Consider the following 23,893-nt stretch of genomic DNA (forward strand, 5'->3'; position numbering starts at 1 on the left):
AATGGATAGATTAAAAGTAAATTTCTTAGGTAAAGAATTTAGTAATCCATTGGTTGCCGCAAGCGGAACTTTTGGTTTTGGAAGAGAATACAGCGAGTTTTTTGATGTAAAAGAAATTGGCGGTATATGTTCAAAAGGACTTACATTAAATCCTCAACCCGGTAATACCGGAGTTAGAATTTGGGAAACTCCAAGCGGGGTAATAAATAGTATTGGACTTGAAAATCCCGGTGTTAAAAGTTTTATAGAAAACGAACTTGGATATATGAATTCTACCGGCAGCAGGGTTATAGTAAACTTTGGGGCTCACAGCAAGGAAGATTTTCTTGATGGAATAGAGCTTTTAAATGAACAAGAACTTGATTTTATAGAGCTTAACATTTCATGCCCAAATGTTAAGGAAGGCGGAATGGCTTTTTGTATGCATTCAGCAAGTGCTTATGATATTACAAAGTCCGTAAAGGAAAAATCAAAACATCCTATTATTGTTAAATTATCGCCAAATGCACCAAGTGTTACAGATGTTGCAAAAGCAGTAGAAGATGGAGGAGCTGATGCTGTAAGCTTAACAAATACATTTCTTGCAATGGCTATTGATATAAATAAAAAGAAACCTGTGTTTGATAATGTATATGCAGGTTTGTCAGGAAGTGCAATAAAACCTATTGCTCTTAGAATGGTACATCAAGTTGCTAAGGAAATAAAAATTCCTATATTGGCTTACGGAGGAGTAAGCAATTATAAAGATGCTCTTGAATTTGTAATGGCAGGAGCAACTTTGGTAGGAGTTGGAAGTGCAATTTTTGCAAATCCTATGGTAATGCTTGAAATAAGAGATGATTTAGATAAATATTTAAAAAATAATAATATAAACAATATAAGTGAACTTATAGGTATAGTATAAAGGAGAGTATGTAATGAGTGAACAAAGAGTAAAAGAAATTTTAAAAGAAACTGAAGCATTTTTAGAAGGTCATTTTCTACTTTCATCAGGAAGACATTCAAATCAATATGTACAATGTGCAAAACTTTTAAGATTTCCTGATAAAGCAGCAGAAGTATTAAAAGATGTTGCTGAACAAGTAAAAGATTTAGGTATTACAAAAATATGCGGACCTGCAATGGGCGGTGTTATAGTTTCTTACGAACTTGGAAGACAACTTGGAATAGAAAGTATCTTTACAGAAAGAAAAGACGGTAACATGGAACTTAGAAGAGGGTTCACTGTAGGAAAAGGCGATAAAGTCTTAATAAGTGAAGATGTTATTACAACAGGTAAAAGTACACTTGAAACAGTAAAAGTTTTAGAAGATATGGGAGCTGAAGTTGTTGGGGTATGTTCAATAGTAAATAGAACAAGTGATGATCTTAATTTCCCACTTCCTATTTATTCTGCAATAAGACTTAACATTGTTTCTTATGATAGTGAAGAATGTCCACTTTGCAAAGAAGGAAAAATTGAACTTGTAAAACCGGGCAGCAGAGATTTTAAAAAAACTAAATAAAGAGGTTAGAAGATGAAAGGATACTTACAACTTGAAAATGGAATGACTTTTGAAGGTGAACTTTTCGGTAAGATAGAAGAAAAAGTAATAGGTGAAGTTGTATTTAACACATCTATGACAGGTTATCAAGAAATCCTTACAGATCCTTCATATTATGGTCAAATAGTAACAATGACATATCCTTTAATCGGTAATTATGGGGTTAATTTTGATTATGAACAATCTGCTTGTTGTAAGGCAAGAGGATTTATTGTAAAGGAAGTAAGCAATAAACCAAACAATTTCAATAATGAAATGACTCTTCCCGATTATTTGGAAAGTGAAGATATTACAGCAATAAGTGGTGTAGATACAAGAATGCTTACAAAAGTACTTAGAAATGAAGGTGTTATGAGAGGTATGATTACAACTCATATGATGCCAAAAACAAAACTTATTGAAATACTTGACGAATTTGATAATTCAAAAAGTGTATTCAGCGTTTCAACTTCTGCTCCTTTTGAAGTTGAAGGTGATAAGGATGGAAAACATATTGTTGCAATAGATTATGGTATAAAAGCAAATATTATCAATATGTTTAAACAAAGAGGTGTAAATTTAACTGTAGTTCCTTTTGATACAAAGGCGGAAGATATATTAAAAATGAATCCTGATGCCGTATTTTTATCAAACGGACCTGGAGACCCTGCTGATTTACCTGAATGTGTTGAAGAAATTAAAAAATTAATAGGAAAACTTCCTATAATAGGAATTTGTCTTGGACATCAGTTAGCATCTCTTGCTCTTGGAGGAAAGACTTCAAAACTTAAATTTGGTCACAGAGGTGGAAACCATCCTGTAAAAAATTTAGATAATGAAAAAGTATTTATGACAAGTCAAAACCATGGTTATGTAGTAGATGAATTACCTGAAGGTGTAGAAGTTACTTATAGAAATATAAATGACGGAAGTATAGAAGGAATGAGATGTAAGGATAAGAAGATATATACAATTCAATTCCATCCTGAAGCTTGTCCTGGACCTTACGAAGGCGTTCATATTTTTGACGAATTTTTAAAGGTGATAGAATAGGAGGAATGTACAAATGCCAAAAAGAGATGATATAAAGAAAGTATTGGTTATAGGTTCTGGTCCTATTATTATCGGTCAAGCTGCAGAATTTGACTATTCAGGAACACAGGCCTGTGAAGCATTAAAAGAAGAAGGTGTTGAAGTTGTACTTGTAAACTCTAACCCTGCAACAATAATGACAGATAAACAAACTGCTGATAAAGTATATATTGAACCTTTGAATGTAGAATCTTTGGAAAAAATTATTGCGAAAGAAAGACCGGATTCAATCATTGGCGGTATGGGTGGTCAAACTGCTCTTAATATGACAATGGAGCTTCACAATAAAGGTATTCTTGATAAATACGGAGTAAAAGTAATAGGTACAAGTATTGAAGGAATCATTAAAGGTGAAGACAGAGATGAGTTCAGAAAGTTAATGAAAGAAATAGGACAACCTATTATTGAAAGTAGAATTGTAAATACTTTGGAAGATGCGAAAAAAGCAGCTTTAGAAATAGGTTATCCGGTTGTTGTAAGACCTGCTTATACACTTGGCGGTACAGGCGGCGGTATCGTTAATAATGAAGAAGAGCTTTTAAAAATTGCAGAAAGCGGTCTTGCTTTATCAATGACTACTCAGGTTTTAATTGAAAAGAGTATTAAAAACTGGAAAGAAATTGAATACGAAGTAATGAGAGACGCAAAAGGTACTTGTATTACAATTTGTAATATGGAAAATATCGACCCTGTAGGTATCCATACAGGAGACAGTATTGTTGTTGCTCCAAGTCAAACCCTTTCAGATAAAGAATATCAAATGCTAAGAACAGCATCTATAGATATAATTAATGCAGTAGGTATTGAAGGTGGATGTAACGTACAAATTGCCCTTCATCCAGACAGTATGGAATATGCAATTATTGAAATTAACCCAAGAGTTTCTCGTTCTTCAGCTCTTGCATCAAAAGCTGCAGGTTATCCTATTGCTAAAGTTTCAGCTAAAATTGCTCTAGGATATTATCTTGATGAAATTAAAAATGCAGTTACAAAAGAAACTTATGCATGTTTTGAACCTGCTCTTGACTATGTTGTAGTAAAAATTCCTAAATGGCCTTTTGATAAGTTTTTAAATGCAAAAAGAGATTTAGGTACAAAAATGATGGCTACAGGAGAAGTAATGGCTATAGGTAGAACTTTTGAAGAAGCATTCTTAAAAGCTATACGTTCTCTTGAAATTAAAAAACATACTTTAGTACATGATAAAGTAAATGATATTCCAATCAAAGAACTTAGACATAAAGTATTTAAAGCAGATGATGAAAGGATTTTTGTTCTTGCTCAAATGCTTAGAATGAAATATTCTGTAACACAAGTAAGTAAAATAACAGGTATTGATTTATTCTTTGTAAATAAGATAAACGAAATTGTAAAAAGAGAAGAACATTTAAAAACTCTAACTTTAGAAACTTTAACAAAAGATGAACTTCTTGATTTAAAGAAAAAAGGTTTCTCTGATAAAGGTATTAGTTTCTTAATGGGCGTTAGAGAAAAAGATATATATGAAATGAGACAAATGTGGAATATTAATCCTGTATATAAAATGGTTGATACATGTGCAGGGGAATTTGAAGCAAATACTCCATATTATTACTCAACATATGACACTGAAGATGAAGTAGTAGTAACAGATAAAAAGAAAGTTATGGTTATCGGTTCAGGTCCTATTAGAATCGGTCAAGGTATAGAATTTGATTACAGTTCAGTACATTGTGTATATGCTCTAAAACAACTTGGAATAGAAACAATAGTTGTAAACAACAACCCTGAAACTGTAAGTACAGACTTCGATATTTCAGATAAACTTTATTTTGAACCATTAACAGATGAAGATGTTCTTAATATTTATAATAAAGAAAAACCTGATGGAGTTATTTTACAATTTGGTGGACAAACAGCTATCAAGCTTGCAGAAATGTGTGTAAGAGAAAATATTCCAATTCTTGGAACTTCTCCTGACAGTATCGATAAAGCTGAAGATAGAGAAAGATTTGAAGAAATGCTTACAAAGCTTGGTGTAAAACAACCAACAGGAAAAGGTGTATTTACAGTTGAAGAAGGTATTGAAACAGCTAATAGAATCGAATATCCTGTACTTGTAAGACCTTCATATGTTCTTGGTGGTAGAGGTATGATGATTTGCCATGATGAAGAAAGTCTTGTAAAATATCTAACAAATGCAATTAAAGAAGACCCTAAAAATCCAGTTCTAATTGATAAATATTTATATGGTCTTGAACTTGAAGTTGATGCTGTGTGCGATGGTGAAGAAGTTTTTGTTCCTGGTATCATGGAACATCTTGACAGAGCAGGGGTTCACTCAGGAGATAGTGTAACAATTTATCCAACAATTCATGTAAGTGATAAAATTAAAGAAACATTATATGACTATACAAGAAAAATTGCTCTTGAGCTTGATGTTAGAGGTATGATAAATATTCAATTTATCGTATTTAGAGATGAGTTATATGTTATCGAAGTTAATCCTCGTTCAAGTAGAACAGTTCCATATATTACAAAGATTACAAATGTTCCAATTCTTGAAATGGCAGTTAGATCTATGTTTGGACCTTGCATTAAAGAAATGGGATATGGAAGTTATATAAATGAAGACAGCGAATATTATGGAATTAAAGTTCCGGTATTCTCAACAGAAAAACTTCCTAATGTAGAAGTAAGTCTTGGACCTGAAATGCGTTCAACTGGTGAAGTACTTGGTGTAAGCAAAAATTATCTTGAAGCACTTTATAAAGGATTCCTTGCTGCAGGATTTGATTTAAGCAGAAGAAAGAGAAAACTTCTTATTTCTCTAAATGACGAAAGTAAAGATGAACTTATAGACTCACTAAAAAATATGTCAGATATTGGATATGAATTCTTTGCAACAGGAAATACAAAGAAATTTATGGAAGAACATGGTGTAGAAAATGTTACTGAAGTGTATAAGATTGGTTACGAAGGAGAACATAAAGAACTTGGTATTCTTGATGTAATTAAAAATCATAAAATTGATTTAATAATCAATACTCCTCAAAGCTCTTCTGATTCTGAAACAGACGGATTCAAAATAAGAAGATGTGCTGTTGAATGTGGAGTAAGCATAGTTACTTCAATAGATAGTGCAATGGCTCTTGCTAAATTATTCTGTGAAGATTTAGACTATGATAAATTTGATATTACAGATGTAGCAAATTATTAATAAAAGTAAAAAGACGGCTTGTTGCCGTCTTTTTTATTTGCTTTCATGGGATTCTTTTTGTAAAAGTTCTCTTCTTCTCTTTTTAGAAAATCGTTCTTCTTCGCTAAAAATACATCCGCAGTAGTTTTGTCTGTATAAACCGAGTTCTATGGCTTTTTCCTGTCCTTCGTTAAAATAAGGTCTAAAATCTCTATATAGAAATTTAACATCATATTTTTTTGCTGCAGCTTTTGCAATGGAGCAAATCAAATTATGGTCTTGAAAAGGACTAATTAACAAAGTTGTAGAAAAGGCATCAAATCCATTTTCTTTTGCGTATCTTGCTGTTTCAAAAAGACGCATATTATAGCATACACCACATCTGTTATCAAAATTAGGGTAAATATTATCAATGAACTCTCTAAGTCCATATTCATTTTCTATAATAAGTTTTATATTAATGCTTTCAGTATAATCAATAAGTGTTTTTTTTCTTTTTTTATATTCATTAAAAGGATGAATATTTGGATTATACCAAAAACAAGTTGGTTCTATATTTTCTTTTCTAAGTGTATCAATGCACATTATTGAACATGGAGCGCAACACGAATGTAATAATACTTTCAAAATAAATCTCCTTTATGTATAATAATATATTATAAAATAAAATTGGTTAATTGCAACAAGATAAGGAAATAATAATATGGTAAATATAATAGCTTTGGGGATTGTTTTAATTTTAGTTTTAATATTTATTATAATTGGCATTTCAATGATTAATACAAAAGATAAACCTATACAGTATTTATCAAATACAAAAAAACTACCAAATGTAAAAGACATAAGAGGATATAATAAGGCTATTGGTAAAATATTTACTATTTTTGCTTTGCTTCTTTTACCTATTTTATCACCTGTAGTTTTATTTGTTCAAAATTCAAAGTATTCGTTTTTATCAATTTTATTAATGCCCTTTTGGGTGATAGGACTTATTATTTCTTGTGTATTTACGGAAGGGAAATATAAAAAATAAATTAGATATTATAATATATTTTATGTCTATTAATGTTATAAAAAAAGAAACATCTAATATTTAGATGTTTCTTTTTATTTTAAATATTATTTTTTAGCTTCTTTTCTTGCATTTGCTTCTTCGATTATTTTAGCGCTTGCCATTTGAGGAACTTCATCATATCTTTCAAATTCCATTGTGAAAGATCCTCTTGCTTGAGTCATTGAACGAAGTTCTGTAGCATATTTGAACATTTCTCCTAAAGGAACTTCAGCAGTAATCATTGTTTTACCGTTTCCTACAGGATCCATTCCAAGAACTCTGCCTCTCTTCTTGTTTAAGTCTCCCATTACATCTCCTGTGTTATCATCAGGAATTGTAATTTCAACTTTATAAATAGGTTCAAGAAGTACAGGATCAGCAGCTGCCATACCTTGCTTATAAGCTATGCTTGCAGCCATTTTAAAGCTCATTTCGTCTGAATCTACAGGATGGAATTTTCCGTCAAACAATGTAGCTTTAAGACCAACAACAGGATATCCTGCTAGAACACCATGTTCTATACATTCTCTTAATCCTTTTTCTACAGCAGGAATGAAGTTTCTTGGAACTGCACCGCCTACGACAGCATCTACAAATACTAAATCATCTTCAAGATTATATGTAGGTTCAAAATCAATGTTTACAACACCAAATTGACCTCTACCACCTGATTGTTTTTTATGTTTACCTTCAGCAGTTGCTTTTTTCTTTATTGTTTCTCTGTAAGGTATAATAGGTGGAGTTAATACAACTTCTATGCCAAATTTATTTTTAAGTTTTTCTTTAACAACTTCAAGATGTGTTTCTCCCATACCGTAAAGTACGTTTTGATGTGTTTCATCATCTCTTTTAACAACAATTGTTGGGTCTTCTTCTCTTAGTTTATTAAGACCTGTTGAAAGTTTATCTTCATCTCCTCTTGATTTAGGTTCGATACCTGTAAAGATAATAGATTGAGGGAAGTTGATTGGGTTAAACTTAATATGGTCTTTAGGATCGCATAATGTATCTGATGTTTTAGTATATGCAAGTTTTGCAAGTGCACCGATATCTCCAGGATGCATTTCCATAACTTCTTCTTGTTTTTTACCTATTAAAGTATAAACCTTAGCAATTTTTTCTTTTTTGTCTTGTGTTGTATTGTTAAGCTCCATACCAGGTTTTAAAATACCACTTTTAACTTTGAATAAAGAAAGTTTTCCAACAAATGGGTCAGCAATTGTTTTAAATACGAAAGCACTAAGTGGAGCATCATCTTCGTAATGTCTTTGTGCTTCTTTTCCATCTTGATCAACTTTTGCAGCTTTTGCTTCTATTGGTGTTGGGAAGTTATATACAATTGCATCTAAGAATTTATCGATAGCTATATCATTTAAAGCACTTACGCAAAATACTGGTATAAGTTCTTCGTTTGCTATTGCTGTTTTAACACCTGAATGTAATTCTGCCTCTGTTAACGTTCCATCTTCATCTTCAAAATATTTTTCCATTAATTCTTCATCTGTTGTTGCAGCAATTTCAAAAATAATGTCTTTATATTTTGTTGATTTTTCAATTGTAGAGTCAGGTACATCCGTAATTGTCATTTTGCCTTTTTCGTATGTATAAGCCTTATTATCAAAAATATCAGCTACGCTGTTAAAACCAACTCCTTCGTTGATAGGGATTTGGAATGGAACAATCTTAGGTCCTGTAAGGGCTCTTAATTCTTCCATAACTTTATGTGTATCTACATTTTCTCTGTCTAGTTTATTGATTACAAAGGCAATTGGTATTCCTCTTTCAACAGCCATTTCATAAGCTTTTTCTGTTCCTACTTGAACTCCGCTTACAGCATCAACTACTATTACTGCAGTATCAGCAACTCTTAGAGCCGAGCATTGTTCTCCTATGTAATCAAAATATCCCGGAATATCTAGAACATTAATTTTAACGCCACCGTGTTCTATAGGGATAAGTGATGTAGATATGGAACTATGTTTACTTTGTTCGCACGAATCATAATCTGAAATTGTTGTTCCATCTTCTGTTCTTCCAAGTCTTTCTATTAGACCTGCTTTAAGAGCCATAGCCTCTGCAAGCAAGGTCTTACCTGAGCCTCCATGGCCAAGTAGTGCAATGTTTCTTATGTCCTTGGTTTTATACGTTTTCATTTGTCTTTCTCCTTTTGCTTTTATTTTTGATGATAATATTCAAAAAGGCCGCAGCAATCTCACGAGATTATTTAGCTACAACCTTATGTCAACGATATTATTTACTTTTTCTTTTTTTTCTTTTTTTCATGTGGAAAAAATCCTTAACAACCATTACAGCAAACATTACGTTTTTTGCGGTGGAATAATATTGTTTTATTTTCATCGTACTATGCATTATTCCATTTGGATCATCAAGCGGTGTTTTAAGTGCTGTTTCAATTCCTTTTACAGAGTTATTTACTTTGTTTGTCAGCTCCTTTGCATCGCTTGTTATTCCCTCAACATTTTCAATTATTGAATTAATTTTGTTTGTATTTGCACTGGTAAGTGTTTGCACGTCTCTTAGTACATCGTTAAGTTTAGTCATTGTTTTTGATAGTTTGCTAACGGTTACAATTAAATATAAAATTAATACGACCAAAACAACGCATACAATTATTAAGGCTATATCTAAGGGACTAAGGTTTATAATCATTTAATTTTATTCTCCATTATAAAAGTTCTTCGTCAAATTTTAATTCGAAATCATCAAGATTTTCTTTTTTAGTTTCTTCTTTAGCTTCTTGAACCATATCTTTTAAGTCATCGATTTGTTCATCTGCATAATTAGCAACATCATCAATTCTTTCTTTAGCTGTGTTTAAAGCTAAATCAGCACTTGCTTTTGCTTGTTTAGAAAGTTTTTCTGCTTTTTCAAGTGAATGTTGCGCAAATGTGCAAAGTTCATCTTTTGCAATATAATAATTATCAATGGCAATATCCATTAATTCTTCTTTATTGTCGTAAGCATATTTTGCAGCTATACCTGCAGCTATTCCAACTATTAATCCTGCTAAAAATTTTCCGTTTGACATAATCTCCATCCTCCTTAATACATCTAATAATATATTATCACATTTTATACAAAAAATACATAGAAATTTAACTCTAAATTTTTTATGATAAATTTTTACCTTTTGAATTTATATTTTTTAGCTTGTTTATTAATATACTTAACACAAAAGCAATAAGCGTTGGCACTATCCATGCAAAACCTATATCATAAAAAGGTAAATTTTTGCTTAATCCTGAAAATAAAGGTATGTTTATTAAAATACTTATTATTAAACATACTGATATTGTAAGTGGATATACAATATTATTGTTACTTATTTTCTTATTTATACATGCAAGTATAATTAATACAATTGATACAGGGTATAAAATATTAAGTACGGGAACCGAATATTTTAAAATTGGTGTAAGACCTATTATTGAGATTAAGAAAGAAACAAGAGCAAAAATTATAACCCAGCTTCTATAGCTAAGTTTCGGAAATGTTTCATTAAAATAAGTTCCGCAGCAGCTAAAAAGTCCTATGCAAGTATTTAAACATGCTATAACAAATATCATTGCAAGAATTATTAATCCTACTTTACCGTAAATCAAAGAAACTACATAAGTTAAAGTTTGGGCTCCATTTTCTGTCATTTGTCCGCTTATTCCCGTAAAAAGTCCTGTTATTCCAAGCATAAAATATATGATTAAAAGAAATATTCCTGCTAAAAATCCAGCTTTAATCGTATATTTTGTAACTTTGTTACTATCTTTTATTCCTTTTTCGATTATATTCATTGAAATAATCATGCCGAAGTTTAATGCCGCAAGGGTGTCCATAGTTTGATATCCATCAATAAATCCCTTTACATATGAAAGGTTTTTATATGTATCTATTGGCTGTACTACGTTACCAAATAATGTAAAGCAAGTTCCCACAAAAACTATAAAAATAAGAACAAGCAAACAAGGGGTAAGTCTTTTACCCAAATACTCCGTTAGTTTTTCCGGTTTTTGTGCAATGATGCCTGCAATTAAGAAAAAAATAAAGGAATAAATTATACTTGGTATAATACTGTTTACATTAAAAAATGGTAAAACTGCCATTTCAAATGAAGTACTTGAGGTTCTTGGAATTGCAAGGCAAGGTCCTATTGCAAGGTATAGAACTAGAATAAAAACAAAAGAAAAAACAGGATGAACCCTATTTGTTAATTGTTTTAATCCTCCTGATTTTGTGACTGCGTATACCGCCAGTACAGGAAGCCCTATTGCACTTAAGGAAAACCCAATAAAAGCAGGTAAAAAATTTGTCCCTGCGTTTGTTCCAAGGTATGGCGGAAATATTAAATTTCCTGCTCCGAAGAACATTGAAAATAATGTAAGTCCGATTAGTAATGTGTCTTTCTTATTTAATTTGTTCATGATATGTCCCTCTTAAAAAATGTTTGAGTTATTTTACCATAAAATTACTTTTTTGTAAAAATAAAAAAAGCATACCAAAAGGTATGCTTTTAATTTTTAATTATTATTCAGCTGTATATGGTAATAAAGCAGCATTTCTTGCAATATTAACAGCTTGAGTAACGCCTCTTTGATGTTTTGCACAAGTTCCTGTTACTCTTCTAGGTAAAATTTTGTATCTTTCAGATACGTATTTCTTTAATACTTTTGTATCTTTATAATCAATGTGTTCAATTTTGTTTTCACAGAAGTAGCAAACTTTTTTTCTTCTTCTGAAACCGCCATTAGAACCACCTTGTCTTTGCATAGCCATAGCTTTTCTCCTTTTTTAATATTTAATTAAAATGGCATATCGTCATCATCCATTTCACTGAATCCATCCATAGGAACACCGAATTCATTGTCAGGGGATGAGAAGTTATTGTTATTTCTGCTCATGCCGTCATTTTTAGAGCCTAAAAATGTAACTTCTTCGGCAACAACTTCCGTAACATATCTTTTTGAGCCATCATTGGCGTCATAACTTCTTGTTTGAATTCTGCCTGCAACGGCTGTTTGTCTGCCTTTGCTTAAATATTGTCCGCAAAGTTCCGCAGTTTTTCCCCATGCAACGATAGGAATGAAGTCTGTTCCTCTTTCTCCGTCTCTTGATTTAAATGTTCTATCAACTGCTAACGTAAATGTGCTAACACTTGAACCTGAAGATAAAACTCTTGTTTCAGGATCTCTTGTTAGACGACCGATTAATACTACTTTGTTTAGCATTTTATTCTCCTAATTAATATCTTTTAACGATAATGTCTCTTAAGATATCTTCTGTAATTCTGAATGTGTGATTTAATTCATCAAGACATGCTTTTTCAGCTTCAAAATTAATTAATGTATAATATGCATCACGATATTTATTTTTAATTTTGTAAGCAAGTTTTCTCATGCCCCATTCTTCAACTTCTTCAACGTTACCACCGTTGTTTTTGATTACGTTTTGAATTCTTTCTATTATTCCTTTGATTTCTTCTTCAGTCATGTCAGGTCTAATAGCGAAAAGTGTTTCATATTTTCTCATATCTTTCACCTCCTTGTGGACTTATGGGGAAAACATCATGTTTTCCCAAGGATGCGACTTTTCGTCACAGTTTACTAATTATAGCATTATAAAAGGATTCTTGTAAAGTTTTTTTTGAAAAAAAAATAAAAAAAGAGCAGTATTCTGCTCCTTTTTTGTATAAATTTTTTATTTCGTATAAACTTTTGAATCTATTGCATATTTTGTTACATATAATGTTTTTTCTTCATAAGCACTGTTTCTTTCTTCAACTGTTGGAGAAACCGTATAGTCGCTTCCGTAAATCATTTTATGAAGATATTCTACATTTGATTTAAGTGTATCAAATACAAGGCACCATGCTCCGTTTATTGTTGCTGATTTTACTATGTTTTCATCAGTAAGGGATTGTGATTTTGGACCTTCTTCGCTTTTAAAGTATGCTCTTAATATTGGCCACATATCGTTTGATTCAAGTGATGTTGTAATATAAGGAAGTACTGATTCCATCGCCTTTTTTTGTGTTAATAAGTCACTGCTTTTAAGCTTTTCATATATTTTATTCATTACTATTCTTTGTCTTGCGGTTCTTTGGTAATCCCCGTTTCCTGCATATCTTATTCTGCAATATGATAAAGCTTGTTTTCCGTCAAGAACCTGTTCACCTGATTTTGTAAGTTCTTTTGAAGGTGTTCCTCCAAGGAGTTTATTGTTTTCTCTTATAAATTTATTTAAGTTTTCTATTTCATCTTCTTTTACATCCAAAGTAATTCCGCCTAAAGCATCAACAATATCTGCAACTGCTTCAAAGTTTACTTCAACATAATCAGTTATGTTTAAATCAAAGTTTTCATTTAAAGTTTTAACAGTCATTAGTGGTCCGCCATAAGAATGGGCAGCATTAATTTTATCAAATCCATAGTCTTGACCGTCTGTTTGTGCAATTTGAATATAAGAGTCTCTTAGTATTGATGTAAGAGAGATTTCTCCTGTTTTTGTGTTAACGGAGCATATCATTAAAGAGTCTGTTCTTCCGCTTTCTTCTCCTCTTGAGTCTACACCGAATAAAGCATAATTTTTAATATATTTACTTTGTTCTCCATAATAGTCTTCCACATAAGAAGAAATTCCTAGTTCTTCATTGCTTGTAGGGAAATCTACAGTATTCATCTTAGCAAATATTTGATTTACTTGATAATATGCAAAAGCAGCACCTATTATTAAAAATACTAAAATGAAGATTGCTATTTTCTTAAGTCTTCTTCTCCATTTTTTTTGCGGTTTTTTTCTTCTTTTTCTTCTTTTTTGATCAACCGGGATTCTGTTTTTAGGATCGTTATTTCTATTGGTTGTTTTCCTTTGTTTTCTTTTTGGACGGCTTGGCCTTTTTTTGTTATGGCTTCTTTGTTCCTTATCTCTTATTTTTCTAAGTTCACCCAAAGCTTCGTTCTCATCAATTTTAATGATTTCGCCGTCAGCTCTTTTTACTACAATTTTACCCATTATAAACCTCAGCTCATTATAAAATATTGTAAATATTCTAACGTAATAATATTACGAAAATATTATGACCTAATTAATTTTTTATTAAGAAAAAGTTTTCTCGAATTTAATATTTTAACAAAAAAATTGTTAATTACAATAATATAATAAATTTTTAATCATAATATAATAAATTTTTTTATAAATATATTTATAATACATATTGTTTAAAATAATTTGTAAATAAATATCTAAAATTATATTTTTTTTAAGTATATCATAAAAACTTATAATAGTATAATATTTATTGATTTAACCTTGATAATTGAGGAGTACTTGTTTAAAATACTATTATGGAATTATCTAAGAGAATAGAAAATAAAGTAAAACAATTTATCATTGATAACAATTTAATAAAGAAAAATGAAAGAGTAATGATTGCGTTGTCAGGTGGAAGCGATTCTGTCTGTCTTTTTCATATTTTAAATAAACTTAAATTATCTTTGTCTTTTGAACTTTTTGCTTTTCATTTGAATCATAATATTAGAAAAGAAGCTAAAGATGATGAAATGTTTGTCAGAAAATTATGTGACAATTATGGCGTAACATTATTTTTAAAGAGTGTAGATATTCCGAGTATTCAAAAGGAAGAGAATTTAGGACTTGAAGAATTAAGCAGAAATATTCGTTATAATTTAATAAATGAGGTTTCTAAAGAAAACAAAATAGATAAAACCGCAACCGCACATCATTTGCTTGATCATAGCGAAAGCATTATTTTAAATATGGTAAGAGGAAGCGGTATAAGAGGTCTTAGAGGGATTGGCGTAAAAAACGGTAATATAATAAGACCTATGCTTATTTTATCAAAAGATGAAATTCTTTCTTATATTGAGGAAAATAATTTAAAATACGTAACGGATAAAACGAATTTTGATACAGACTATAGCAGAAATAATATAAGACATAATGTTTTACCACATTTAAAAGAAATAAACAATAAAGCTTTTATGCATTTCTTTGAGCTTTCTTTGGTTTGTGAAGAAATTGAAGATCTTCTTAATGAACTCAGCAGTAATGTAGATATTTATCATGAAAAAAATTTGGTTTATGTTTATGTAAATGAATTTAAAAAGTTAAATAGAGCTGTAAAAAAACAGGTATTGTTTAATATGTTAAGGTCAATAAAGGTTACAAAAGATATAAGCAGTAAACATGTTAATAAAATTATAGAACTTATACAAAAAAATAAAACTACATTTGATCTTAATATATCAAATGATATAGTTGTTAAGAGAAGATATGAAAAACTTTATTTTGAATATAAAATAAAAGAAAATAACATACAAAATAAAAAAATAAATATTAAGGTTGATAATTTAGATAATTTTAAAGCACAAATAAATAATTACAAAATTAATTTAAAAAAAATTAAATTTTTAGAAAAAAATACTGAAGATAAATACGTTGATTATGATAAAATAAAAAATAACCTTATTATAAGAACAAGAAAAGAGGGAGATGTGTTTTATCCTTTTGGATTAGAGGGGAGTAAGAAATTAAAAAAATATTTCATAGATAAGAAAATTCCAAGAGAAAAAAGGGATGAAATTCCTCTTTTAGTTGACGGAGAAAATATAGTTGCTGTAATAGGATACGAAGTAAGTGACAAATATAAGGCAGATAAAAATACAAAAAATATATTAAACATACATTATAATATTGAGAGGTAAAAAAATGAAAGAAGATATCAAAAAAGTTTTAATTACAGAAGAAGAAATTAAAGCAAAGGTAGAAGAACTTGGAAAAGTTTTAACAGAAGATTATAAAGACAAAAACCCACTTGTAATTTGTGTTTTAAGAGGGGCTGTTATGTTCTTAAGTGATTTACTAAGAGAAATAGATACTTTTGTTGATATGGACTTTATGGCTGTATCAAGTTATGAAGGAACAAGTTCTTCAGGAGTTGTAAATATCGTAAAAGACTTAACAACAAACATTGAAGGAAGAGATATTCTTATAGTTGAAGATATTTTAGATACAGGAAGAACTTTGGATTACTTAATAAGAATTCTAAAAGAAAGAAATCCAAAGAGTATAAAAGTATGCTCTTTACTTATTAAAAAAGGAAGAGAAGAAATAAAAGTTCCTGTTGACTACTATGGATTCTATATTCCAAATGAATTTGTTGTAGGTTATGGACTTGACTACAACGATAAATACAGAAACTTAAAATATATCGGAATTTTAAAAGAAGAGATATATTCTTAAAAAGGGTTAATATCTGCTTAAATTATTGTTAATAATGAATAAGTATGATAAAATATAAAAATTAATTTAAAAGGAAAGGATTGGAGCAGAAAATTTGAACAATAAAAAATTTAGAACCATAATTATATATGTTGTGCTTATATTTGGCGTATATTTTCTTATAAGCATGGTCACAGGTTCTGTAAATCCGCTTTCAAATGCAAAAGTGGAAAAGGCTTCATACAGTAAGCTTGTTCAGAATTTAGAGGCCGATAACGTAAAAAGTATAACCATAAACAGAAATAAACAAAGTGCCGAAACTACATTAAAAAGCGGTGATACAATTTTAGTATCAAATGTTGCTTTATCTGAATTAGACAGTCTATTGACAGACTATATTAAAGCAAATCCGGGAGAAATTGATGTTAATTATGAAATATCAAATTCAACAGGTTGGACCAATATTTTAATGGTTCTTGTATCTCTTGGATTAATGGGCTTTTTAATTTTTGTTTTCTTCTCTCAACAAGGTGGGGGCGGAAGCAAAGTTATGTCTTTCGGTAAGAGTAAAGCAAAATTATATACAAAAAGCGATAAACAATATACATTTGATGATGTCGCAGGCGCAGATGAAGAAAAAGAAGAACTTGCAGAAGTTGTTGACTTTTTAAGATCACCAAAAAGGTACATTGATTTGGGAGCGAGAATTCCAAAAGGTGTGCTTCTTGTAGGACCTCCTGGAACAGGTAAAACATTACTTGCAAAAGCAACTGCAGGGGAAGCAAAAGTTCCGTTCTTTAGCATAAGCGGTTCTGATTTCGTTGAAATGTTTGTAGGTGTTGGTGCCAGCAGAGTAAGAGATTTATTTGAAACAGCAAAGAAAAATGCACCATGTATTGTATTCATAGACGAAATTGATGCCGTTGGACGTCACAGAGGTGCCGGACTTGGCGGTGGCAATGATGAAAGAGAACAAACTCTTAATCAACTATTGGTTGAAATGGACGGATTCTCAAATCAAGAAGGAATAATCATAATAGCAGCAACAAACAGAGCTGATATATTAGACCCTGCTATATTAAGACCGGGAAGATTTGACAGACAAATTCTTGTAGCCCCTCCTGATGTAAAAGGAAGAGAAGATATCTTAAAAGTTCATGCAAAAGGCAAACCATTAGAAGATGATATTGATTTAAGCATTATTGCAAAAAGTACTGCCGGATTTACAGGTGCAGACCTTGAAAATGTAATGAATGAAGCAAGTTTACTTGCTGCAAGAAAAAGAGAAAAGAAAGTTTCTATGAAAGACATAGAAGAAGCTATAAAAAGAGTTATTGCAGGACCCGAAAAGAAAAGTAAGGTTATTACTGATGAAGATAAAAAAATTACAGCTGCCCATGAAGCTGGTCATGCAATTGTAATGAAGAGTCTTCCTCAATGTGATGAAGTAAGAGAAATTTCAATCATTCCAAGAGGAATGGCTGCAGGGTATACAATTTCGCTTCCTGACAATGATAATTCTCATATGCCAAAAGGTAAACTTCTTGATATGATTTGTGGTTTACTTGGTGGTAGAGCGGCAGAAGAAGTTATGCTTGATGATATTTGCACAGGTGCTTCAAATGATATTGAAAGAGCAAGTAAAATTGCAAGAAGCATGGTAACCGAATGGGGTATGTCAGATTTACTTGGACCTTTATGCTTAGGCAGCGGACAAGATGATGTATTTATAGGAAGAGACTTCTTAAGAAGTAAAAACTACGGAGAAGAAGTTGCCAGTGCAATAGATAAAGAAGTAAGAGATATTATAAACGAATGTCATGAAAAAGCTATTAATATTTTAGCTGAAAATAAAGATAAGCTTGAACTTATCACAAACGAATTAATCAAAAAAGAAACTCTAACCGGAGAAGAATTTGCAAGTTTATTTGAAACAGGAAAATATCCGGGGGAAGAAGAAAAAAACAATGAAGAAGAGGACAATATAAATGAATAAAGAATTAACTGTCGGATTAAAAAATGAAAGAGAAATGGTTGTAAAGGAAGAACATCTTGCATGTTCAAAAGGAAGTGGAGCTGCAAAGGTTTTTTCAACTCCTGATTTGCTTTTACTTATGGAAGGCGCTTGTTTTAAACTTGCAGAAGAATACTTAAATGAAGGAGAATCAACTGTTGGAACTTTAGCAAACTTTAAACATCTTGCTGCAACACCACTTGGAATGAAAGTAAGATGTGAATGTGAGCTTATAGAAATTGACAGAAGAAGATTAATATTTAAAGTCGAAGCTTATGACGAAAAGGAGAAAGTCGGTGAAGGAATTCACGAAAGATTTATCATAAACAAAGAGAAGTTTGAAGCAAAGGCTGAAAGTAAAAAATAAAATATAAAATATAAAATATAAAATATAAAATATATTGTAATAATGCTGATACTTATGGTATAGATTTAGGAACATATAAACATTAATACATATTAATCATTTTATGTATTAATGTTTATTTTTTTTCTCTTTATTCGTATATTATACTTTTTACATGTTCTATTTTAATATGTCATAAAAAGTATACTTTTTATGACAAAGATTATTTATCAATTGTTATTAGTGTAAGTTTATTAATATGGTAATAAATATAGTTAAAATGTATTAAATGATTAGACAAGTATATTATTTTATTATTATTGAAATATAGAATGAAAAAGAGGTGTTAATGAAAGAAACAATAGAAAAGTATCAAGATATATTTACAGAACATTTTTTATTGATTTTATTATTATTTTCTCTTGTTGCATTGACAATTACGGGAATAGGAAGCCGGGAAATGGTTGGTTTAATTGGATGTATTCTATGCGTAGTAGCATTGACAAAGGATTCAGTTTTTATTGATCCATGGATTTTATTTCCGTTATTAATTTATGAGATTTTTAGCGCGTTATCTTCCATAAGTATTTTCGGTGATGTTTTTCATGGTTTTTTTAATACTCAAATCATATATCCGGTCATATATGTCTTTTTGTCACTCTTAAAAGACAGTGAACGTTTATGGATGCGCAGATTATGTGTTTTATGGGCAGGACTTATTTCGTGTTATGGAATTTTAGATTTTATATATTCTTCTTTTAACGGAGAGATTTTTAGACTTGAAACAATGTTAGGGAATCCAAATGCTTTAGGATGTTTTTTGGTTGTTGCATGGTTTTCGTTAAAGGTTAGTGAAATAAATGAGATAGAAATAAATATTGTAAGCAACATTATAAGCAGGTTGGAACCTTTAATACTTACAGCTTTAGCTTTGACGTTATCCATGGGAAGTTTTCTTTCAATGATATTGGCTACAATTATATTATTAATTCAAAAAGCTCGCATTTATAATAGGAAAGAATTAATTTCATTTGCTTTATTGACGATAGCTAAAAATATTTGTGGGATATCTGCAGGTATTATAATCTATTTTTCCGTAACTTTTGCGAATACTTTTTGGATTGCTTGTCTGACGATAATATATGTTTTTTTATTATCATTTTATTGGTATTTAATGGACGATTTTCTTAGAAAATATAAAAAAATTTCTTTATTAATATTTGCCAGTGGTTTGTTTTTTGTAATAGCTGCTATATTCATACGTACAAACGCCGTAGCAACTTTTATTGAAAGATTTAAGATGATGGAAAATGGGTTAGGATATATTTTAAAAAATCCAATTATAGGGGTCGGACCATATCAGTGGAGATATTTAAATTTGTATGATAGTGATATGTATTTTAATACATGGCATATTCATAATTCGCTTATTCATATAGGTGTTGAATTGGGTTTGGTTGCCTTATTAATGATGGTAATAATTATAATTCGTATATATATGAAAGGAGGAGATGGTATTGTTGGTTTTTCTGCATTTTTCTTTCATAATATGATTGATGTGAGTTTTTTTTATCCATGTATTACGGTTTTAACCATATTAACTACTGTAGGTTCTAATAAAGAAAAATATGAAATGGGTCGTTGTAGTAAAAATATTTTTTTTCTTGTTTTTTTTACTGTTTTTCTTTGTACAGGTTTTCATGATATTTTTTAGAAAGGGATAGATATGATACAAAAAGAGAAAAAATTTTTTCCGATATGGTGTATTTTGTGTTTTTTCTGTTTGTTGTGTGTAGCTTCGATAATAGAATGGAGAATGAATGTACATGGGCTTCCTGATAATGTAGGGCATAAACTGACTTTAGAAGAACAAGTTGAAATCATTGCTGATAACAGCTCCATGATTAAATATGTTTACTTAAGCCCGAATGCAACATTCCCGAGAGAAAAAAAGATAAAAAAAATTACAATACATCATATGGCAGGAACGATTTCTTTAGAAAGATTAGGAGAAGTTTTTGCGGACCCAAGCAGACATGCTTCTTCAAATTATGCCATAGATATAAATGGTAATGTCGGACTTTATGTTGAAGAGAAAAATCGTGCATGGACATCGTCAAGTCCTCAAAATGATAATCAAGCAGTTACCATAGAAGTTGCAAATGACGAGAATGGTGGAGAATGGCATGTTAGTGATGAATCTTATCAAGCACTCATTGAATTATGCGAAGATATATGCCGTCGAAATGAAATAAAAGAATTAATATGGACGGGCGATGAAACAGGGACGCTTACTATTCATAAATTTTTTAATACAGAAACAGAATGTCCGGGACCTTATTTGGAAAGTCTTATGGATAATATTGCAAATGAGGTTACAAAGCGGTTAAATGAATCGTAATATAATAAAATATGATTTATGTAAGTTTTTAATAAAAGTGGGAGGAATTTAGTTATTATGCAAAATAAAATTAAAAAAATTTCTGGAATATTATTGGTTGCAATAATTTTGTGTTTGCCCAACTTTGTATTCGCAAATTCGATTATCAAAGAAAAGGTCAAAACATTGAGTAACGATAATGTGTTTGCTTATTATAATTATTATGGTACAGAAAATCCAAAAGATCCGTATAGCAATGAGGATCCGAAAGATCCATATAGCAATGAAGATCCGAAAGATCCATATAGCAATGAGGATCCGAAAGATCCGTATAGCAATGAGGATCCGAAAGATCCGTATAGCAATGAGAATTCAAATGATGTTTATGACAATTCAGAACATAATTATAGAAAATCCGAAACGCCTAAGACGGGAGATAAGATAAGTATTAACACATACATAATTATTTCATTATTAAGTATTATTGCTTTGAGCGTAGCTGGAGAAATGGCAAAAAGAAATATAATTAAATAAGAAAACGAGTGTTATACTCGTTTTCTTATTCATATAATTCTTCTCTTACTTTAACTACAATTATACTTACATCGTCTTTAAGCTTTCCAAGACTTCTTGCATAAGCTTCATTAAACAGTTCATCAGCAATCTTTTGAGGATTTCTATATTCCATGTTAAGGATTTTTTCTTTTATAAGTTCTCTATCGTTCATAAATGCTTCTAAAAAGCCGTCACTTACCATATAAATATAATCATTGTTTTTTAATTTTATGGTCTCTTTTGCTATATCTATATTTTCTATTATTCCTATTGGAAGAGCTTGGGCAGAAAGACTGGTTACTTCACCCTCTCTTTTTAAGTAGCTTTCAGTTGCTCCTGCTTTTATAAATTCAGCTTTTGCTGTAAATAAATCAAAAAGTATAATATCGAGTGTAGAAAAAACTTCTTTTTCTTCAAGAGATAAAATTGTATTTATAGTGTTTATGCTGTCAATTTCTTCGCTTTCACATCCAAGCATTTCTTCCAGAAGATTTAACACTCTTTCACTTTGCATATTTGCTTTTTCTCCCGTTCCCATTCCATCGGCAAGGGCAATTAAATGTTTGTTTGTAGGAAGAATTATATTTGAGTAATTATCTCCGCATTTCTCTTTATCGTTTCTTTTCCCTCTTTTAATTCCAACGCTTAAAGAGAAAGGCATTCTTTCCGTAAAAGTATATTCAAAAGCTTCAAGAGAGGATTCCGTGAAAGAATCATAATCATACATGATGTTTTTATCTAATATCTCACTTAAAAGTAAAGGTACGGTTATTCTATATTCTTCGGAGGATAGTCGTTTGCTTGTTTTAATGTATATTCTCATTTTTCCCTGAAAATCTTCCAAGACTACACTTTCTTTTACTATAATTCCCATAGCAAAAAGGCTTTCTCTTATATTTTCTTCATCTTTTGAAAAGTAATTTAATCCCTTTTTTATGTTTGTATAAATATTGTCTAAAGTTTTATTTATGCTTTTGAATTCTATTTTCATAAGTTCTTTGAATTTAGAAAGTTTATTTTTGTAATCTTTTTTTATTTTGAGATTGTCACACAAGTAAGATGCGCTTTTAAAAATAAAGAAGTTATATTTGCATTTATTTACAAAACTTTTTGGTAAATCTTTTTTTGATGTTATTTTACCATTATATGTATCAAGTATTACTTGAGAAAAGTTTACAAAGGTTTCTTTTCCGTCTTCATTCCAACACTTAGCAAAGTTTTCGCAGTTTGTGCATATGTCGGCAGTTAGAACTTTGCAAATGCTTTTTGTTATATTCTCATTTTTTTCTTCTTCCTCTAAGGTTATGTTATAACTTACTTCGTTTATCATGTTTTTCTTATTTTCAATTTCTTCTTTTATTGCTTTTTTTATGGCACTATTAAATATATTTCCGTGAAAATCTTTTTGTTTTATATTTACCAAATTTAAAATTTTTTGATTAAAAGTTGTTGATACAATAAGAAAAATAATACCTGCAATTAATACATCAATTACCGGGATAGTAAACATAATACTTTTATTTACATAGCAAGAAAGGGTAAGAGTAGTAAATATAAATACCAAGGTGCTTATTCCTCTTGATAAATTTTTTGTCATTGAAGAAAATAAAGTAGCTACTGTAAAAATTAAAATTATATCAGTGCTGTATCCACCTTTTAGAGTAAGTAGAATACTTCCTATAAGTGAAAAACTAAGGCAAAGGCTTAATGAAAAGTAGGTAGATACAAAAAGCAACATAAAAGAGGTTATAATAAGAGCAATGGAAACTGTAAATATTTTTATATCACTTAACCCCAGTACTATTATTGAAAAAATAATAGACAGGCTTATTGCTTCAAAAGAGGAGAATTCTTTTTTTAAATCAAAATTTTCTATAAGATTATAAGAGGTATTAAAAACAAAAAATACCAATATTAAACTTAAACTTTCAATTAATGAATAAACATTGTTAATGGGTGGGTTTTTAAAAATATAATTAACAAAGAAACCGCTTAACAAAGTAATAAGGGCACATATAACAGAATATGTGCTTTTATTTTCATTTACTATATAATTTTGATTTACAATAAGCATAAAGCAAAATGCAATAATTAATCTAAAAGCTGATGTTATATTTAAAGTAAAAGCCGTTAACACTGTCATAATGATTAAAGGTAAATTATTTAATTCCTTTTTATAAATTATAAAAGCACCAAATCCAAAGACAAACGGCAAAGTATAAGAAAAGAAAATACAAAAGCTATTTAATATTGACATAACAAGCATAAAAACATTGCGATAAGTTAAAAATTTATTTTCTTTTCTTTTATTTTTTGAATTTTCAGCGTATGTATTGTTGATTTTTAGTATACCTTCTCTACTTATCATATTAAAGCCTCCCATAAGTTATATAAAAATTATAAAAAGCCTCGTTGGTGAAATTTGATGAAAAAAAGAATAAAACTAAAAAAAATAAAAAACCCTTTAAGTATTTGTATTTAATTTGCTAATATTATATA

At 30.0% G+C, this 23,893-nt stretch carries 22 protein-coding genes; 12 read left to right on the plus strand and 10 right to left on the minus strand.

All coding sequences use genetic code 11. The annotated features are described in order from the left end of the window. Position 1 precedes the first annotated feature (1 nt). The 4 genes from FGQ49_RS00570 to carB are packed head-to-tail and all read left to right on the plus strand — an operon-like array spanning position 2 to position 5,814. The gene (locus tag FGQ49_RS00570) at positions 2-904 is read left to right on the plus strand and encodes a dihydroorotate dehydrogenase (RefSeq protein ID WP_138267968.1); all 903 of its coding nucleotides are present in this window, start codon (positions 2-4) and stop codon (positions 902-904) included. 13 nt (positions 905-917) lie between these two features. Further along, entirely contained in the window at positions 918-1,505 is a 588-nt protein-coding gene (pyrE, locus tag FGQ49_RS00575) for an orotate phosphoribosyltransferase (RefSeq protein WP_138267969.1), read from the plus strand. 12 nt (positions 1,506-1,517) lie between these two features. Continuing rightward, positions 1,518-2,576: a carbamoyl phosphate synthase small subunit gene (locus tag FGQ49_RS00580; RefSeq protein WP_138267970.1), complete on the plus strand. Its 1,059-nt coding sequence runs from the start codon at positions 1,518-1,520 to the stop codon at positions 2,574-2,576. A 13-nt stretch (positions 2,577-2,589) separates the two neighbouring features. Next, a complete protein-coding gene (gene carB, locus FGQ49_RS00585; RefSeq protein WP_138267971.1) occupies positions 2,590-5,814 on the plus strand; it encodes a carbamoyl-phosphate synthase large subunit in 3,225 nt (1,074 codons plus the stop codon). A 33-nt stretch (positions 5,815-5,847) separates the two neighbouring features. Here carB and FGQ49_RS00590 read toward each other — a convergent pair whose 3' ends face one another. Then, positions 5,848-6,420 (minus strand): epoxyqueuosine reductase QueH, encoded by a 573-nt coding sequence (locus tag FGQ49_RS00590; RefSeq protein ID WP_138267972.1) that lies wholly within the window; start codon positions 6,418-6,420, stop codon positions 5,848-5,850. Between the two features lie 76 nt (positions 6,421-6,496). On the opposite strand from FGQ49_RS00590, the gene FGQ49_RS00595 reads away from it, so the two are divergent. Then, positions 6,497-6,826, plus strand: a complete 330-nt coding sequence (locus FGQ49_RS00595) for a hypothetical protein (protein ID WP_138267973.1) — start codon at positions 6,497-6,499, stop codon at positions 6,824-6,826. Positions 6,827-6,912: 86 nt separating this feature from the next. Here the strand turns inward: FGQ49_RS00595 and fusA are convergent, their stop codons facing one another. From fusA to FGQ49_RS00635, 8 genes are all read right to left on the minus strand, one after another. After that, positions 6,913-9,000 (minus strand): elongation factor G, encoded by a 2,088-nt coding sequence (fusA, locus tag FGQ49_RS00600; RefSeq protein ID WP_138267974.1) that lies wholly within the window; start codon positions 8,998-9,000, stop codon positions 6,913-6,915. Positions 9,001-9,097: 97 nt separating this feature from the next. Next, the gene (locus FGQ49_RS00605; protein ID WP_138267975.1) at positions 9,098-9,517 is read right to left on the minus strand and encodes a DUF948 domain-containing protein; all 420 of its coding nucleotides are present in this window, start codon (positions 9,515-9,517) and stop codon (positions 9,098-9,100) included. Positions 9,518-9,533: 16 nt separating this feature from the next. Beyond that, positions 9,534-9,896: a hypothetical protein gene (locus FGQ49_RS00610; RefSeq protein WP_138267976.1), complete on the minus strand. Its 363-nt coding sequence runs from the start codon at positions 9,894-9,896 to the stop codon at positions 9,534-9,536. An 82-nt stretch (positions 9,897-9,978) separates the two neighbouring features. Further along, complete coding sequence (gene brnQ / locus FGQ49_RS00615) at positions 9,979-11,283, minus strand: branched-chain amino acid transport system II carrier protein (protein WP_138267977.1); 1,305 nt, start codon at positions 11,281-11,283, stop codon at positions 9,979-9,981. 103 nt (positions 11,284-11,386) lie between these two features. After that, the gene (gene rpsR, locus FGQ49_RS00620) at positions 11,387-11,629 is read right to left on the minus strand and encodes a 30S ribosomal protein S18 (protein ID WP_305883224.1); all 243 of its coding nucleotides are present in this window, start codon (positions 11,627-11,629) and stop codon (positions 11,387-11,389) included. A 32-nt stretch (positions 11,630-11,661) separates the two neighbouring features. Then, the gene (locus tag FGQ49_RS00625) at positions 11,662-12,087 is read right to left on the minus strand and encodes a single-stranded DNA-binding protein (RefSeq protein WP_138267979.1); all 426 of its coding nucleotides are present in this window, start codon (positions 12,085-12,087) and stop codon (positions 11,662-11,664) included. 13 nt (positions 12,088-12,100) lie between these two features. Further along, positions 12,101-12,388 (minus strand): 30S ribosomal protein S6, encoded by a 288-nt coding sequence (gene rpsF, locus FGQ49_RS00630; RefSeq protein WP_207734391.1) that lies wholly within the window; start codon positions 12,386-12,388, stop codon positions 12,101-12,103. A gap of 168 nt (positions 12,389-12,556) precedes the next feature. Continuing rightward, positions 12,557-13,870 (minus strand): LCP family protein, encoded by a 1,314-nt coding sequence (locus FGQ49_RS00635; protein WP_138267981.1) that lies wholly within the window; start codon positions 13,868-13,870, stop codon positions 12,557-12,559. A gap of 332 nt (positions 13,871-14,202) precedes the next feature. On the opposite strand from FGQ49_RS00635, the gene tilS reads away from it, so the two are divergent. The 7 genes from tilS to FGQ49_RS00670 all read left to right on the plus strand — a co-directional run bounded on the left by tilS (position 14,203) and on the right by FGQ49_RS00670 (position 21,373). After that, positions 14,203-15,582 carry a tRNA lysidine(34) synthetase TilS gene (gene tilS / locus FGQ49_RS00640; RefSeq protein ID WP_138267982.1) on the plus strand — a complete coding sequence of 460 codons (1,380 nt, stop codon included), beginning with the start codon at positions 14,203-14,205 and terminating at the stop codon, positions 15,580-15,582. Between the two features lie 4 nt (positions 15,583-15,586). Further along, the gene (gene hpt / locus FGQ49_RS00645; RefSeq protein ID WP_138267983.1) at positions 15,587-16,120 is read left to right on the plus strand and encodes a hypoxanthine phosphoribosyltransferase; all 534 of its coding nucleotides are present in this window, start codon (positions 15,587-15,589) and stop codon (positions 16,118-16,120) included. 94 nt (positions 16,121-16,214) lie between these two features. Next, positions 16,215-18,095: an ATP-dependent zinc metalloprotease FtsH gene (gene ftsH / locus FGQ49_RS00650; protein ID WP_171020542.1), complete on the plus strand. Its 1,881-nt coding sequence runs from the start codon at positions 16,215-16,217 to the stop codon at positions 18,093-18,095. Then, positions 18,088-18,480: a thioesterase family protein gene (locus FGQ49_RS00655; RefSeq protein WP_138267985.1), complete on the plus strand. Its 393-nt coding sequence runs from the start codon at positions 18,088-18,090 to the stop codon at positions 18,478-18,480. Before ftsH ends, FGQ49_RS00655 begins: the two co-directional genes overlap by 8 nt. A 328-nt stretch (positions 18,481-18,808) precedes the next feature. Further along, positions 18,809-20,173, plus strand: coding sequence for an O-antigen ligase family protein (locus FGQ49_RS00660; protein WP_138267986.1), 1,365 nt, complete (start codon positions 18,809-18,811; stop codon positions 20,171-20,173). Between the two features lie 102 nt (positions 20,174-20,275). Continuing rightward, positions 20,276-20,860, plus strand: coding sequence for a peptidoglycan recognition protein family protein (locus FGQ49_RS00665; protein WP_138267987.1), 585 nt, complete (start codon positions 20,276-20,278; stop codon positions 20,858-20,860). 57 nt (positions 20,861-20,917) lie between these two features. After that, complete coding sequence (locus tag FGQ49_RS00670) at positions 20,918-21,373, plus strand: hypothetical protein (RefSeq protein WP_138267988.1); 456 nt, start codon at positions 20,918-20,920, stop codon at positions 21,371-21,373. Between the two features lie 25 nt (positions 21,374-21,398). Here the strand turns inward: FGQ49_RS00670 and FGQ49_RS00675 are convergent, their stop codons facing one another. Then, positions 21,399-23,762, minus strand: a complete 2,364-nt coding sequence (locus FGQ49_RS00675; protein WP_171020543.1) for a SpoIIE family protein phosphatase — start codon at positions 23,760-23,762, stop codon at positions 21,399-21,401. Positions 23,763-23,893 lie beyond the last annotated feature (131 nt).

Source organism: Anaerofustis stercorihominis, assembly GCF_005844425.1.
Taxonomy (GTDB): domain Bacteria; phylum Bacillota; class Clostridia; order Eubacteriales; family Anaerofustaceae; genus Anaerofustis; species Anaerofustis butyriciformans.